Source organism: Pseudoalteromonas phenolica (assembly GCF_001444405.1).
Taxonomy (GTDB): domain Bacteria; phylum Pseudomonadota; class Gammaproteobacteria; order Enterobacterales; family Alteromonadaceae; genus Pseudoalteromonas; species Pseudoalteromonas phenolica.
In genome coordinates, this window is record NZ_CP013187.1 from 2,961,692 (window position 1) to 2,977,184 (window position 15,493).

Genomic DNA, 15,493 nt, shown 5'->3' on the forward strand with positions numbered 1-15,493 from the left:
ATTATGTTGTTCACTTTATCCTAATACATTGCCAATGCCCATGCTTGCCGTTACCATCGCTCTACTTTTAATAACTAACAAGGTGATTTTGTGCGCATTACATTCAAATCAATGGCGCTAAGCTTACCGTTAATGGCCGCTGCAACCACAGCCGTTGCTCAACCATTAACCCTTGAGCGTATTTTTGATGATCCAGGTTTGGCTGGTAAAGCCCCTGTGCAACTTAAGTTTTCTCCTGACGGCAGTCGTGTTACTTATCTACAAGGTAAAGTGGATGACTACAACCGTTATGATTTATGGGAATACAACTTAAAAGACAACACAAATCGCCTATTAGTTGACTCTCAAGCACTTTTCTCAGGTCCTGAAACCTTGTCTGACGAAGAGAAAGCTCGTCGTGAACGTCAGCGTATTTTTGGTCGTGGTATTTTAGAATACAAATGGTCAGCGGATGGTAAAGCATTACTTTTTCCACTTAATGGCGACTTGTACTACTACCAAATCGCATCTGGCAAAAGCCGTAAGCTAACTAATACTGAAGCGTTTGAGACCGATGCCCGTTTCTCGCCAAAAGGTAACTTTGTTTCGTTCATTCGTGAGCAAAACCTATATGCCTTAGAGTTGAGTTCAGGTAAAGAAATTCAATTGAGCAAAGACGGTGGCGGCACCATTAAAAATGGTATGGCTGAGTTCGTAGCGCAAGAAGAAATGAGCCGTATGACGGGTTACTGGTGGTCAGGTGATGAGAGCAAAATTGCTTTCACCCGTATCGACGAAAGCCCAGTACAAGAAGCCATTCGTAATGAAATCTACGCTGACGAAGTAAAGCTATTCAACCAACGTTACCCGTTCACGGGCACACCAAACGTAGAAATTGAACTGGGTGTGGTAAAGCTGAACGATCAAAAAGTGGATTGGATTGACCTTGGCGAAGACAAAGATATTTATATTGCCCGCGCAAAATGGCTAAAAGACAATAAAACACTGTCTTACCAATGGCAGAACCGCTCTCAGCAGAAACTTGAATTACGTTTCTACGACAGCAAGCGCAAAACACAAAAAGTGGCACTGACTGAAACCAGCGATACGTGGATTAACTTGCACTTTGACCTTCACTTCTTAAAAGACAAAAAGCATTTTGTTTGGGCCTCAGAGCGCGATGGCTTTAAGCACCTTTACTTATATCGCACAGACGGCACGCTTATTCGCCAAATCACAAAAGGTGATTGGATTGTTGAAAGCATCAAGGCAATCGATGAGAAAAAAGGCATTGTTTACTTCTCTGGTCGTAAAGATACGCCATTAGAAAGCCACCTTTACAGCGTACCGCTATTCAAAAAAGGTCATATCACTCGCATCACTCAACCAGGTAGCTTCCACCGTGTAGTTGTAGCAAAAGACGCGAAAACCTTTATCGATAAGAGCTCATCAGTAAACAAACCAAGTTCTGTCGCTTTACGTAAAGTGAACGGTGATTTCATCACTTGGTTAGAAGAAAACAAGCTAGATGACAAGCACCCTCTTACACCTTACCTAAGTAACTTAGTTGAGCCAGAATACGGTACGCTTAAAGCTGAAGATGGTCAGCTAATGCACTACCGTATCTTCAAACCTGCGAACATGGAAAAAGGTAAGAAGCACCCTGTTATGGTTAACGTTTACGGCGGTCCACACGCACAACGTGTAACTAATAGCTGGCGTAGCAAAAACTTATACTTCCAATACATGGCGCAACAAGGTTATGTGATCTTCCAATTAGATAACCGTGGTTCGTACAACCGTGGTAAAAAGTTTGAAGATCCTATCTACAAGTATCTAGGCGAAGTTGAAGTACAAGATCAGATCCGCGGCGTTGAGTTCTTACGCACACTAGATTATGTCGATGCAAACCGCATTGGTATCTATGGTCACAGTTACGGTGGTTACATGGCGCTTATGACCATGTTCAAAGCTGGCGACTACTTCCAAGCAGGTGTTTCTGGTGCACCAGTAACTGATTGGGCGCTGTATGACACACACTACACTGAGCGTTATTTAGGCCACCCTGCGACAAATGCAAAAGGCTACGAAATGAGTGCGGTATTCCCGTATGCTGATGGCCTAAAAGGTCCACTGATGATCTATCACGGTATGGCCGATGACAACGTATTATTTACACACGCAACTAAGCTATTTAAGCAACTGCAAGACGATGCTAAGCCATTTGAAATGATGACTTATCCAGGGTCTAAGCACAGCTTGCGTGGTAAAAAAGTACAAACACACTTACACCAGACGATCACAAACTTCTTTAATCGTCACTTCAACATGTAAAAGTTGTGCTAAGCCGTGACCTTTCAGGTTGCGGCTTTTTCATCTTTCTCAGAAAATACCCAAAACTTGCTAAAAGTATAATTCCCTAGCATAGCTATTGTCGTGCCCACCGCAAAAGCCAAAAAGAGTGGCACAATCAAACTAAGGCAATAAAACACACTGATATTTACCATACCAAACAAGTGGCTCACCGATAGATGCCGAATAAGTTGTTTAAACCACCCAGAGTCATAGGTTGCAAAAGTAAAAAGACGATTGCCCAACCAAGTCACTATTGTGGCGCACCAAAAAGCACATACCCGCGCAAGCAAACTCTCTATATTCATAAAAACCAGAAGATAAAATATCACTAGGTCGGCCACAAAACCGAGGACCCCCACCATGGCAAATTTAATAAACTGCTGACCCAAACACCTATCTCCAAAATGACAAACACCGTTAAAAACTACAAAAAGGCAGGTCTAAAAAATGTCTACAACTGAGCGACATTTTTTCGACATTCTCCTGTTTAAACTGTGCGTATTGAACAACTCGGAGTAGTCAAAATGACACCACTTTCATTGGTTAAGCTGAGCCCTTCTAGTGATACACAATCTCAAAAAGCAGTATCCATTGAACAGCAAAAAGAAGGCACTCAAAACAAGCCAGTTATTAGCCTCATTGTGCCTGTATTTAACGAGCAAGAGGTGCTCAGAGCATTTCACCATAGAGTATGTTCGGTGAGCGCAGGCATTAAACAATGTCATTTCGAACTTGTATATATCGATGACGGCAGTCATGACGACTCATGGCAAATTCTGCAAAGCCTGACTCATCAATTCTGTGATGTTCGATGCTTACAACTGAGCCGTAACTTTGGCAAAGAAGCTGCCGTTACGGCAGGCCTCGAACATGCAACTGGTGATGCAGTGGTGCTACTTGATGCCGATTTACAAGACCCTCCTGAATTGCTCCCTGAAATGATACAAGCTTGGCAACAAGGTGCTGACGTGGTCAATATGAAACGCGCAAGTCGTCAAGGCGAATCTTGGTTCAAAATAGCCAGTGCGCATGCCTATTACCGCCTTCTAAATTGGGTATCAGACAGCCCTGTTGCTGAAGATGTCGGAGACTTCAGATTATTATCTCGCAATGTCGTTGAGGCAATTAAACAACTCCCAGAGCGAAATCGCTACATGAAAGGTTTAATGAGCTGGCCCGGCTTTAAACAAATAACATTAGAATTTGAACGCCCCGAACGCGCAGCTGGCACCACCAAGTGGAACTACTTTCAACTTATCAAACTCGCATTGTCAGGGATCACCTCGTTTAGTGTCAAACCGCTGCGTTTTGCAACTTGGATGGGGGCATTAGTGTCTTTATATGCCTTCATTTTTGCCGCTTGGGTGGTGATAAAGACGCTTGTATTTGGCGAAGTCGTACAAGGTTACCCGAGTATGATGCTCACTATGCTCGCCTTGGGTGGAGTGCAATTACTGGCGATTGGCATTCTAGGGGAATATATAGCAAGGCTGTTTACCGAAGCAAAACAACGACCTATCTACTTAGTCATGACAGAGCATTATAAACCTTGTCACACTGCGGAGCAGCGCCATGAGGTTTAGTCATTGCTTGTTGGTCATTACTGCCCTACTGCTATTAATCAGATTATTCACATTGGGCATGTATCCGCTGTACGATACAACAGAGGCAAGATATGCAGAGATAGCCAGATTAATGGTGCAAAGCCAAGATTGGATCACCCCTTGGTTTGATATCAATGTGCCGTTTTGGGGCAAGCCTCCTGCCCATACTTGGATCACCGCTCTCAGCTTTGAGATATTTGGTATCAATGAATGGAGCGCGCGCTTTGCACATTGGTTAATGGGCGCGGCAACAGTTGCATTACTTTTCGCTTTTACCAAACGTATTCTAGGTCACACTCTTGCCATATATAGCAGTTTTATTTTGGTCACGTGTCTGGGCTTTTTTGTCGCCACCAGCATGGTGATGACCGATCCGGCACTCCTTTTTGCAAGTACTTTAGCCATGACCAGCTTTTGGCTCTGCTATACAGAAAAAAACCGCCTAGCAGGCCTTGTTTTCTTCTTCGCATGTGGACTAGGTATGCTTATAAAAGGTCCTGTTGCCGTTGTTATCATAGGGATTGCCCTTGTCGTTTGGGCTATTTGGCAAAACCAGCTATTCAATGCCATCAAATCGTTACCTTGGGTGTTAGGGCTCACCGTCTTTATCGTAACTTTTGCACCATGGTATTTACTTGCTGAGCAAAAGACGCCGGGCTTTATAAATTACTTCATTATTGGCGAGCATATTCAACGCTTTTTAGAACCTGGTTGGCAAGGTGACTTATATGGCAGTGCTCATTTAGAAACGAAAGGCACTATCTGGCTATTCTGGCTAGGTGTGGCTTTTCCGTGGTCGTTTACCTTAATCTTTAAATTACTCACCGCACCGAAACAACTAAAAGCTTTATGCAAAATAGACCTGAATCGTTACCTGATTGCTTGGGCCATTGCACCAATGCTGTTGTTTACACTGGCGAGTAATATTTTATCTGCCTACGTGCTCCCAGGCTTACCTGCATTTGCACTATTGATGGCCATCGTGTTTTCACATGAAAAACTGCTAGCTGTATCAAATAGGCCTGTATTACAAACAAAGGCTGATAAGCCGTTTTTGACAATAGGTCTAGTGTGTTTAGCACTATATAGTTTAATCATCACAGCTGTCATTAAAGGCTGGCACAGTAAATACTCTGAAATCGAACTACTCGAAGTGATTGCGAAGCCTTGCCCTTCGGTGCCTGTTTTCTATATAGAAAAACGACCATTTTCAGCACGCTTCTACAGTTGTGGCAAAGCACAATTAATTGAGCAAGTTGCTGAACTATCAGACATACTTAATACTCAGAAACAAAGCTATTTGGTGCTGACACATACACAAAAAAAGATACTCACTTTACCCAGCACGCATACCTGCTTAACTATTAACACGAGTCAAAAAGGGGTTCTACTGACGTGCACACAGAAAAGTCGTTGAGCATTTTATTGGTCGAAGATTCTCAGCAAGTCGCTGAGACCATCTTCGACTACTTTGAAGAAGAACAGTACGAATTAGACTATGCAGCCAATGGCATTATGGGATTGCAATTGGCCTGCGCTAATCGCTATGACTGTATTATTTTAGACATCATGCTGCCTGGTCTCGACGGCATCGAAATTTGTAAACGCTTACGCGCACATGGAAACAATACCCCAATCATCATGCTTACAGCCCGAGATACCCAGCAAGACATGCTAGGTGGCTTAAATTGTGGTGCGGATGACTACATCATTAAACCCTTCGACCTTATGCTCTTGGAAGCCAGGATCAAAGCGGTTATCAGACGCACCCAAGGCATTGGTTTTAAAACACAATTAATTGTGGGTTCATTAATGATTGATTTAAATACTCGAGAAGTCAGCCGAGCAGGTCAGTCAATCAAGCTTAATCCCAGTGGCTATAAAATTTTACTGGCACTAGCGAAACAAAGCCCGAACCCAGTGACTCGAGAGGCAATTGAACACGCACTTTGGCCCGATGACGTGCCCGACCAAGATCTATTACGCCGACATATTTACCAATTGCGTAAAGCGCTTGATAAACCTTTCGAGCAAGATATGTTAATAACCATGCCTAAATTTGGCTATAAGTTGATCGCAGATGAAAACTCTTAAACAGCAACTTTTTAGAGCAACGTGGCTCGGCGCAATTATGCTTATCTCTATTTATACATTGGTATTGAGCTCTGCCATTATGTATACCGAAAATAGAAGTAGTGAACAGAGACTCAGTATTATTGCCCCCCATCATTTTAAACAGTTTGCAACGACCGAAACACCTGAGATAGAGATAAACCCACTCCTAACACTCTACAAAGATTACTCGTCTTTACCCCAAAAGATACAAGCGGCTATCTCAGAGGGTTGGACAGGTGTGCAAACTTTCCAGTTTGATGATGACAGTGAATTTAGTGTATATGCAGCCGCTTTAGATGGTCAGACACACACCTATTATGCCGTAGAGGATGTGAACCCAATTGAGTGGAGTGATGCTGATTTATTAAAAGTTGAGGTTATTTTTGCCGGTGCTGGTGGTTTACTTTTTTTACTGGCAACTTATCTGATCCGTGTTCAAGCGGGCCGTTTAGCAAAACCGCTTCAGGATTTAGTGCATCATATCAGCGATAAAAACAAAGATGATTTAGATACAGACATTGTCAATGAGAAAAGTTGCGCGGAGATCTATCACATCGAAACGGCTGTGAACCATTATCGCCAACGGATGAAACAAATGCTCCATAGAGAGCAAACCTTTACTCGCTATGTCAGCCATGAATTGCGAACACCTATGATGGCCATTAAGGGGAATGTGTCTGTGTTACAAAAGCGACATGGCGACAATAAACAATTGAAAGGAATTAATAAAGCCTTAGATAACGTGAATGAATTAATTCACACCTTTTTGTGTTTGGCCAGAGAGTCAGAGCTAGCGCCTACTCCAATTACACTCGATAATAGGTGGGTTGAAATGCTCATTGCACCTCTACAAAGTAAATGCCAGGCGAATCAAGTCACTTTAAATTGGCAATTACAAGAACCTTTTGAGATAAACTGTGAAGCAATCCTGTTGCAGACACTTGTATATAATCTATTAGACAATGCCATAAACTGTACCTTTGATGGCGAAGTTGATTTATTCGTCAGTCAATCAGGTGTCGTCGTGATAGATTCAGGTATAGGACTTGATGAAAAGCCCAGAGGCTATGAAGGGTTTGGTGTGGGTTTACAAATTGTTGAAGATATTTGTGCAAAATACCATTGGCAATTCTCACTACAAAGTAACCCTGAACAAGGTTGTCGAGCCGAAGTAACATTTGTATAAACAAGGAGAGCGCCATGCGCGAACAAGCCCTGATAGAAGCCAAGCAGCTACTCACCAACGCTAAGATTGCGGTGCTCTCTACTCATTCAAATACTTTGCCAGGCTTCCCGTTTGGTTCAACAGTACAGTTTTTTGCTAATACCAAGGGACAAGTCTATCTATTCATTAGCGATATAGCTCAGCACGCTAAAAACTTGTCTCATGACAACAAATTATCTCTAACGGTATTTGAGCAACAAGACTGTGATGACCCACAAATGTCGCGCTTAACTCTCGTCGCTGAGGCCACTAAATTTGCTAGAGATGACAGTGAAGGTTTAATTGCCCAATTTGTAGAACACTTCCCAAGTAGCGAGCAATATAAAGATCTAACCGATTTTCATATTTGGGAATTGAATATGGTAAGAGCCCGCTTTATCGCAGGCTTTGGCAAAATTTTTTGGTTAGAACAAGATGAATGGGCGTATGGAGAATTATGAGCGTTAGGTAATATCTTCTCCAGCTTCATCCATTTCTACCCATTCAGTTTCTTCGAGGGCTGCTTTGATCCACTTTTGCAAAGCGGGGCAATCCTGTACTTGCTGCATATAGGCAGTTGCCAACTCATTAAGCTCAATGCCATAAGTCTGAAAACGTAACACCACTGGCGCATACATGGCATCCACGATAGACCACTCACCAAATAACCAGCCTCGATGTTGCTCATATTGCTCCGTGAATATTTGCTCAATACGTTGAATATCACGCTTTGCTTGTTCGCTTAAGACAAGTTTACGCTTCGCTCGGATATTCATCGGCATTTCGTTACGTAAAGCGTTAAACCCTGCATGCATTTCAGAGGCAAGCGCTCTTGCTTTTGCCCTTTGACTGATTTCACTCGGCCAACCTTTCCCTAATAAATAAGTTTCACTTATATACTCACAAATTGCAAGGGACTCCCACACAAGGCTATCACCATCTACCAAACACGGGACTTTCGCTGTAGGCGTGATATTTTTAAGCGTGCTAAAAAATTCAGGTGTTTCTAAATTGAGCTTAGTCTCTTCAAAATTAACACCTGATTTTTCGAGCATAAGCCAGGCTCTTAATGACCAAGTCGAGTAGTTTTTATTGGCGATATATAGCTGCATAAATGATTTCCTTGTTAACGGCTTTGTTCTGTTTGAACGTCAATGTAAGTATTTTTATAAACCTTGACTAACTGATTATTCTTATACAACCTATAAGAAATTCGAATAGGTACTCATAATGGATATTGACGCGCTGCGCAGCTTTTTAGCTTTTATAGAAACAGGCAGTTTTACTCGCGCTGCAAAACAGGTGCATCGGACCCAAGCTGCAGTGAGTATGCAGATGAAAAAGCTTGAAGAAGATGTCGGTAAATGCCTATTTGAAAAACAAGGTCGATTATTAACCCTAAGCCAAGATGGTCGCCAGTTTAGTCACTATGCTAAGCAGCTATTGCAGCTCCATGATGAAACTTTGCAGACGATGCGTCACAGCGCGAGCAATACGCTGCTCAGACTGGGTTGCCCAGATGATTATGCCGACAACCTTTTACCTGAGCTGATTAAGCTCTTGCATGCGCAATTCTATAATTTGGACTTAAGAATAACTTGTTTGCCAAGTTTTAAAATCAAACAATTATTGGATGCGGGCGATTTAGACCTTGGGCTTATTACCCGCTCTCCCGACTCTGAAGAAGGCCAGCTCATTTACCAAGACAAAGGGGTGTGGGTGTATAACCCTGAGCACACGGCTCACCTTAAATCACCTTTGCCAATTGCAGTATTTCAACCAGATTGTCGCTTTCACCAAGGTGCCATTGAAGGACTCATGAAAGCAAAAATTCCTTTTCAAGTCGTCGCAAGTTGTAGCAGCCTTGCGGCTTTACTGGGTTTGGTAAAACAAGGTGTCGCCATCGGTGCAATCGCAAATATATCTACAGCAGACTATAGCGTGTTAAGTAACGCTGAGTTACCCACTTTACCCGGTGCTAATGTAGCTTTGATCCGCAGTCAAAGTCTGCGTAACCCTATTTCCCACGAGATTTATGAGCAACTCAGTCAGACTATGAGAACTTTTTCAGTAAACTGGCCATAAATATAAAAAATTGAAATATCTACACATCTTATCTGACACTTTTTCACATTCTCATACATTCCGCCTACAACCGCTGACATTCCTCCAACAGACTCTAACAAGCTTGCGCTCTACTATGAGCACATCAAAACCAAACAGGAATGTTCATAATGAAAACTCGCGCACTATTATTAATGGCTTTACTATCATCAACAACTCTAATGGGCCAAGCTCAGGCTTCTGAAGAAAAACACAAAGTTGGTATTCAACTTTCTGGTGGTGGTGCAGAATACAAAGGCTCAAGTAAAGACGGTGACGGTGTTGGTCAAGCGTATCTTTACTATAACTACCAGTTTTCACCAATGTTGGCTTTAGAAGTCGGTTTAAATGGCGGCAGTGAAGCTGATGACTGGGAATGTACTGAAGAGAACGATAATAAATTCACCTGTAAGAATAACGATAAGCCGCTGTTTAATTTAGATGCAAATAAATTAGAGTACAGTAACTTAGTGTTTGCAGGTAAAGGTGAATACTACCTAACAAAAAACAATAGCCTTTATGCTAAGTTAGGTGCGAACTTTTACGATTACGACATTAAACAAAACAGCAAAGTGCTAAATTCTGATGATGGCGTAGGCTTGTTTGCTGAGCTAGGTTGGGAGTATGATTTTAATAATGGTCTCGGCATCAATGCATCTTACCAGTACATGGATATGGGTGACCTAGATACCTATACACTGGGTGTAGGTTTAAGCTACCGTTTTTAATTCAGCTCATCAACGAAAGTAAAAACAAAAAAGGTTAACACCAGTGTTAACCTTTTTTAGATAAATGGATTTATTAATCCAAGCTATGTGTTTTTAGAACATCAAGCGGTATGTAGTCCAGAACTTTCTCATGGGTTGCATGAAGTTTTACCGGTGGCGCAACGCCTGCTTCATATGCTTCTTTCCAGCGTAATGCACATAAACACCAGCCATCACCAGGTTTTAACCCTGGAAAACCATACTCAGGTATCGGCGTGCTTAGGTCATTGCCTCTTGAACGTGTAAACGTTAAAAACGCTTCTGTCACAACTGCACACACAACGTGAGTACCGATATCAAGATGATTTGTGTTGCAAAACCCGTCCCTCATAAACCCGGTTAACGGATCACTACAACACAGCTGTAATTCACTGCCCAATACATTCAGAGCTTTCTTCTCTGTCATGACCTTTTCACTCTTTTAAAGTGTTAAAACGTAGAATTACTAAGCATCGATCAATTGCTGCTGTAATTGGTGGATTTCATCACGTAACTTGGCCGCTTTTTCAAACTCTAGCTCTCTAGCATGATGCATCATTTGTGTTTCAAGTGCGCTGATCTGCTCTGCAATTTGTTTCGGATCTAGATACCCCGCTTTAGGCTCTGCCACTTTTGCAGATACCGGTGAGCTTGATGACTCATCGACACTTTCACCAACATCCATAACATCCGTGATTTTCTTATTCAATGCCGTTGGCACTATGCCGTGTTTTTCATTATAAGCTTCTTGTATTGAGCGACGGCGTTCTGTTTCTTCAATGGCTTTTTTCATCGACTTGGTGATCACATCACCATATAAAATTGCTTTACCATTTAAGTGACGTGCCGCCCGACCAATTGTCTGTATTAAAGAGCGTGCAGAGCGTAAGAAGCCTTCTTTGTCTGCATCAAGAATTGCGACAAGAGATACTTCTGGCATATCCAGACCTTCCCGAAGTAAGTTAATGCCCACTAGCACATCAAATACGCCTTTACGTAAATCGCGGATAATTTCCATACGCTCAACGGTATCAATGTCCGAGTGTAAATAACGCACCTTCACATCATGGTCATTAAGATAATCAGTTAAGTCTTCAGCCATACGCTTGGTTAATGTGGTCACCAAGACGCGCTCTTTCTTCTCTACACGTTTATAAATTTCAGAGAGTAAGTCGTCCACTTGTGACCCAACTGGGCGTACTTCTAATTCAGGATCAAGTAAGCCCGTCGGACGAATAACCTGCTCTGCTACATCGCCATTTGATTTCTCTAATTCGTAATCACCTGGTGTCGCTGATACATAAATCGTCTGTGGTGAAATTGCTTCAAACTCATCGAATTTTAGCGGTCGGTTGTCCATAGCCGATGGCAAACGGAACCCGTATTCCACTAAGTTTTCTTTGCGGCTTCTATCCCCTTTATACATGGCGCCCACTTGAGAGACGGTCACATGAGACTCATCAATGATCATTAACGCATCATCAGGCAAATAATCGAGTAAAGTTGGAGGCGGCTCGCCTGACGCACGGCCAGAAAGGTAGCGGCTGTAGTTTTCGATGCCAGAGCAATAACCAAGCTCGGTCATCATTTCAATATCATACTGTGTACGCTGAGCAACACGTTGCTCTTCAACTAAGCGATTGTCATCGAGAAGGCGCTTTCTTCTATCTCTTAGCTCATCTTTTATTTTTTCAATGGCATCTAGGATTTTCTCACGGGGAGTAACATAGTGGGTTTTCGGATAGATAGTTGCACGAACGATGTGCTTTTCAATGGCACCCGTCAGCGGATCAAATAAGCTCAAACGTTCGATTTCATCATCGAACATTTCAACACGCACACCAATATCGTCCGATTCTGCAGGGAAGATATCGATCACCTCTCCTCTTACGCGATAAGTACCCCGACTAAAATCAATGTCGTTACGAGTGTATTGCAGCTCAGCTAACTTACGAAGGATGTCACGCTGATCAACTGTGTCACCGACTTTCAGCAGTAACATCATTTGCATGTAAGAATCAGGATCACCAAGACCATAAATGGCCGACACAGACGCAACAATAATGGTGTCTCGTCTTTCTAATAACGCTTTGGTTGCCGATAAACGCATTTGCTCAATGTGTTCATTTATCGACGCATCTTTTTCTATAAAGGTATCACTTGCCACCACATACGCTTCAGGCTGATAGTAGTCATAATATGAGACAAAGTACTCGACTGCATTTTCAGGAAAGAACTCTTTCATCTCACCATAGAGCTGTGCCGCCAAAGTTTTATTGTGTGCAAGAATAATGGTCGGGCGATTCAGATTACTGATTATATTCGCCATGGTAAAAGTTTTACCCGTACCCGTTGCACCCAGTAAAGTTTGGTGTGCAAGGCCCGCTTCTAAGCCATCGCACAATTGCGCGATAGCCGTTGGCTGATCCCCATTTGGTGAAAATTCAGAGTGAAGTTTAAATACATCAGTCATGTTTTAATTCCTGCTCAGGCACAGATTGCATTCGGTTTAAACTTGCGCAGAACCAATTATACGCCACAATGGCTGTGACCAAATTACCGATTGCAGCACCAATAAATAACCCTTTCAGACCAGCTAAATGCGATCCTAAATAAGCGAATGGTACGAAAAACACAAACAACCTGATCACGCTCAGTAACAATGCATTCATTGGTTTGTGAAGGGCATTAAATGACGAATTGCTTAAGATGATCACCCCTTGAAAACCGTAGCTCAATGGCATGATATAAATAAACAGCTCAATGATACGCTGAACTTCTTTTTCAGCACCAAAGGTTTGACTAATTAAGCCTGAGCAAAGAAGTAATACGATATAAATAGCAAACTGCCAAACCATTACGAACTTTAATGTAGTTTTATAGGCTTCTGTCACACGCTGGTAATTTTGCGCCCCATAATTTTGACTGACAAAAGGCGGCAATGTCATCGACAATGCAAGCACTACTAAACTCGCGATAGATTCAATACGGCTACCTACACCAAAAGCCGCAACCGCTTCAGGTCCGTAAGTTGCGACAATCGCTGTCATAACAGCCATGGCAATAGGTGTCAGCATATTCGCGCCTGCAGCAGGAAAACCAATTTTTAGGATTTTCTTCACTGCCTGCATAACACCCTGCTCTCCAGGGCTAACACTGAGTAGGCGCTTTTTCACTGCGAGTAAATAAAAGATAATGCCTACAGCCACAGACCAAGCAATCACGCTAGCAATCGCTGCACCTTTAACACCTAGCTCAGGGAATGGGCCTATACCGAAAATAAGTAAAGGGTCGAGGATTGCATTTATCAAACCTGCTGCGCCCATAATAATACTTGGCGTTTTAGTATCGCCACTGGCACGTAGTACTGAATTACCAATCATAGGCGTGATTAAGAATACGCTGCCCAAGAACCAAATAGACATATAGTCATATATATGTGGCATGACTTCAGCGTGAGCACCCAGTAGTTTGAAAATCGGCTCTATCATCAAAAAGCCAAATAAAGACAACAAGAACACCATCACTGCTGATAATAAAAGTGCAATGGTGGCATCAAACTTGGCCTCTTCTACTTTATTAGCACCCAACGCTTTGGCAATCACCGCTGACGTACCTATGCCCAAACCTATTGCTAGACTGATGACCGTAAAAGTAACAGGGAAAGTAAAACTAACGGCAGCAAGCTCTTCAGTCCCTAACATACTAATAAAAAAAGTATCGACTAAATTGAACATCATCAGCGTGATCATGCCAAATATCATGGGAATGGTCATACGTTTAAGTGTGGACGGGATGTCCCCTTCTAGGATGTCATTGGAGACTTGAGACTGCTGCGCTGATGCCATATTAAATAGAAACCTTAAGATAAGCCCGACCAGTGGATTGAGCATTCTAGATCATCATGAAAACTAAACCCAGAGGATCGTGATCATTTATCAACAATAAATAATAAAACAACTCTGAGATCTTAGCCCTAATACAATTTAGAGCTTATTTTGCACCAAAAAAGTACAAAAACATCTTTTATAAGCACTTACTAACCTGTCGCTTTAGTAGCCACTGAGATTTTTTTGCACAAGTATGACGCTTATTTGACTATAAAAAATACTGTACTGAGCAAAAACCACCCAAACCAGAACAAAAAACAGCAAACCATTGATTCTATTAAAATAAAAAAATTTAACAAAAAGTATTGCAAAGCCCCTACAGCCCGACACATATGGCTTTGCAATACTTTTTAAAGATTAATAAACAATGTTATCCACAGATTCTGTGGGTAACTGTCACAAAGCTAATAAAATAAAGACTTATAGGGCGATCAAAAGATCAGTAAAGCACCAAGAGAAAAGGATCTTTACTTCATAAATGTGACAAGAAATGATCATTTTGTTCGTCTGTTGATAACTTTACTGTTATAAACAGACGTTCTACAAGCGATTTAAGTTATTGAATCTTTATGTAACCCCTTATTTTAAAAGACCAAATAAACACATATCATAAATTTTATGCTATCAAACAATTTTATATGTCTATTTTCTGCACAAAACGAATAAATGTAACAAACAATATACTTTGCATTTTTGCGATCCAGATCCCATAGAACAAATAAAAGTAAGATCAAGTTAAAAAGTTAAAATTTAAGCCTTTAAGACTAAATCTCACTTTAGATGTTCAAAAAAAGCATTTTTGTTCATTTTAACTACAACAAAAAAAGGCTTTCAGGATTTTTCTTTATTTCAATGGTCGAACTTCCACTAAAAAATCGACAAATCGGATATAAAACCAGCGGATAAACGGATTTTTTAACTTTCTCTCATTTTATTTGTTGACACCTTGCCAAGGGGTCATTAATATTTCGCCCCGTTGAGAGACACGCTTCCCCCTTAGCTCAGTTGGTTAGAGCGACGGACTGTTAATCCGCAGGTCCCCCGTTCGAGTCGGGGAGGGGGAGCCAAGTTTCTTAATAATAACGATTCCCCCTTAGCTCAGTTGGTTAGAGCGACGGACTGTTAATCCGCAGGTCCCCCGTTCGAGTCGGGGAGGGGGAGCCAATCGTTATAGTGTATTTCCCCCTTAGCTCAGTTGGTTAGAGCGACGGACTGTTAATCCGCAGGTCCCCCGTTCGAGTCGGGGAGGGGGAGCCAACACTACCATCTCTTTTATATTGTTCCCCCTTAGCTCAGTTGGTTAGAGCGACGGACTGTTAATCCGCAGGTCCCCCGTTCGAGTCGGGGAGGGGGAGCCAATATTCAGATTCTAATAGACTTTTCACACACATTGCACTACCCTACTACTGTTAAATTTTTCCTTTAAAATCGCTAGTTCGGCTTAATTGAATCATTAAAATTTTGCTCATTTTGCGATGATTGTTCCTCAATTTTTAT

At 42.0% G+C, this 15,493-nt stretch carries 13 protein-coding genes and 4 tRNA genes; 12 read left to right on the top strand and 5 right to left on the bottom strand.

The window, feature by feature from the left end; all coding sequences use genetic code 11:
• Positions 1–111 precede the first annotated feature (111 nt).
• The gene (locus PP2015_RS13090) at positions 112–2,313 is read left to right on the top strand and encodes a S9 family peptidase (RefSeq protein ID WP_058030758.1); all 2,202 of its coding nucleotides are present in this window, start codon (positions 112–114) and stop codon (positions 2,311–2,313) included.
• A gap of 23 nt (positions 2,314–2,336) precedes the next feature.
• Here PP2015_RS13090 and PP2015_RS13095 read toward each other — a convergent pair whose 3' ends face one another.
• Entirely contained in the window at positions 2,337–2,723 is a 387-nt protein-coding gene (locus PP2015_RS13095; protein ID WP_058030759.1) for a GtrA family protein, read from the bottom strand.
• A gap of 135 nt (positions 2,724–2,858) precedes the next feature.
• Here PP2015_RS13095 and PP2015_RS13100 point away from each other — a divergent pair, with 135 nt between their 5' ends.
• From PP2015_RS13100 to PP2015_RS13120, 5 genes are read left to right on the top strand one after another with little or no spacing between them, the layout of a single operon-like run.
• On the top strand, positions 2,859–3,917 hold the full coding sequence (locus tag PP2015_RS13100) for a glycosyltransferase family 2 protein (RefSeq protein WP_083496591.1): 1,059 nt from the start codon (positions 2,859–2,861) through the stop codon (positions 3,915–3,917).
• Positions 3,907–5,355 (top strand): ArnT family glycosyltransferase, encoded by a 1,449-nt coding sequence (locus PP2015_RS13105; protein WP_083496592.1) that lies wholly within the window; start codon positions 3,907–3,909, stop codon positions 5,353–5,355. The genes PP2015_RS13100 and PP2015_RS13105 overlap by 11 nt, the downstream gene beginning before the upstream one ends.
• Positions 5,334–6,032 carry a response regulator transcription factor gene (locus PP2015_RS13110; RefSeq protein ID WP_455430553.1) on the top strand — a complete coding sequence of 233 codons (699 nt, stop codon included), beginning with the start codon at positions 5,334–5,336 and terminating at the stop codon, positions 6,030–6,032. The genes PP2015_RS13105 and PP2015_RS13110 overlap by 22 nt, the downstream gene beginning before the upstream one ends.
• Positions 6,019–7,239, top strand: coding sequence for a sensor histidine kinase (locus PP2015_RS13115; RefSeq protein ID WP_058030762.1), 1,221 nt, complete (start codon positions 6,019–6,021; stop codon positions 7,237–7,239). Before PP2015_RS13110 ends, PP2015_RS13115 begins: the two co-directional genes overlap by 14 nt.
• A gap of 14 nt (positions 7,240–7,253) precedes the next feature.
• Positions 7,254–7,718: a HugZ family pyridoxamine 5'-phosphate oxidase gene (locus tag PP2015_RS13120; RefSeq protein ID WP_058030763.1), complete on the top strand. Its 465-nt coding sequence runs from the start codon at positions 7,254–7,256 to the stop codon at positions 7,716–7,718.
• Between the two features lie 3 nt (positions 7,719–7,721).
• On the opposite strand, the gene PP2015_RS13125 is transcribed toward PP2015_RS13120, so the two are convergent.
• Positions 7,722–8,369 (bottom strand): glutathione S-transferase family protein, encoded by a 648-nt coding sequence (locus PP2015_RS13125; protein WP_058030764.1) that lies wholly within the window; start codon positions 8,367–8,369, stop codon positions 7,722–7,724.
• Positions 8,370–8,487: 118 nt separating this feature from the next.
• Here PP2015_RS13125 and PP2015_RS13130 point away from each other — a divergent pair, with 118 nt between their 5' ends.
• Both PP2015_RS13130 and PP2015_RS13135 read left to right on the top strand, forming a co-directional pair.
• The gene (locus tag PP2015_RS13130; RefSeq protein ID WP_058030765.1) at positions 8,488–9,342 is read left to right on the top strand and encodes a LysR substrate-binding domain-containing protein; all 855 of its coding nucleotides are present in this window, start codon (positions 8,488–8,490) and stop codon (positions 9,340–9,342) included.
• 149 nt (positions 9,343–9,491) lie between these two features.
• Positions 9,492–10,088, top strand: a complete 597-nt coding sequence (locus PP2015_RS13135; RefSeq protein ID WP_058030766.1) for a porin family protein — start codon at positions 9,492–9,494, stop codon at positions 10,086–10,088.
• 73 nt (positions 10,089–10,161) lie between these two features.
• Here the strand turns inward: PP2015_RS13135 and PP2015_RS13140 are convergent, their stop codons facing one another.
• Genes PP2015_RS13140 through PP2015_RS13150 form a run of 3 tightly spaced genes read right to left on the bottom strand, consistent with a single transcriptional unit; the run spans position 10,162 to position 13,954 of the window.
• Positions 10,162–10,533 (bottom strand): DUF2237 family protein, encoded by a 372-nt coding sequence (locus tag PP2015_RS13140; protein ID WP_058030767.1) that lies wholly within the window; start codon positions 10,531–10,533, stop codon positions 10,162–10,164.
• 39 nt (positions 10,534–10,572) lie between these two features.
• Positions 10,573–12,579, bottom strand: coding sequence for an excinuclease ABC subunit UvrB (gene uvrB, locus PP2015_RS13145; RefSeq protein WP_058030768.1), 2,007 nt, complete (start codon positions 12,577–12,579; stop codon positions 10,573–10,575).
• Complete coding sequence (locus PP2015_RS13150; RefSeq protein WP_058030769.1) at positions 12,572–13,954, bottom strand: MATE family efflux transporter; 1,383 nt, start codon at positions 13,952–13,954, stop codon at positions 12,572–12,574. The genes uvrB and PP2015_RS13150 overlap by 8 nt, the downstream gene beginning before the upstream one ends.
• A gap of 1,032 nt (positions 13,955–14,986) precedes the next feature.
• On the opposite strand from PP2015_RS13150, the gene PP2015_RS13155 reads away from it, so the two are divergent.
• From PP2015_RS13155 to PP2015_RS13170, 4 genes are all read left to right on the top strand, one after another.
• Positions 14,987–15,063 (top strand) — tRNA-Asn (locus PP2015_RS13155).
• 20 nt (positions 15,064–15,083) lie between these two features.
• A tRNA-Asn gene (locus PP2015_RS13160) sits at positions 15,084–15,160 on the top strand.
• A 16-nt stretch (positions 15,161–15,176) separates the two neighbouring features.
• Positions 15,177–15,253, top strand: a tRNA-Asn gene (locus tag PP2015_RS13165).
• A 24-nt stretch (positions 15,254–15,277) separates the two neighbouring features.
• Positions 15,278–15,354: transfer RNA gene (locus tag PP2015_RS13170), tRNA-Asn, on the top strand.
• The last annotated feature ends 139 nt before the right edge of the window (positions 15,355–15,493 follow it).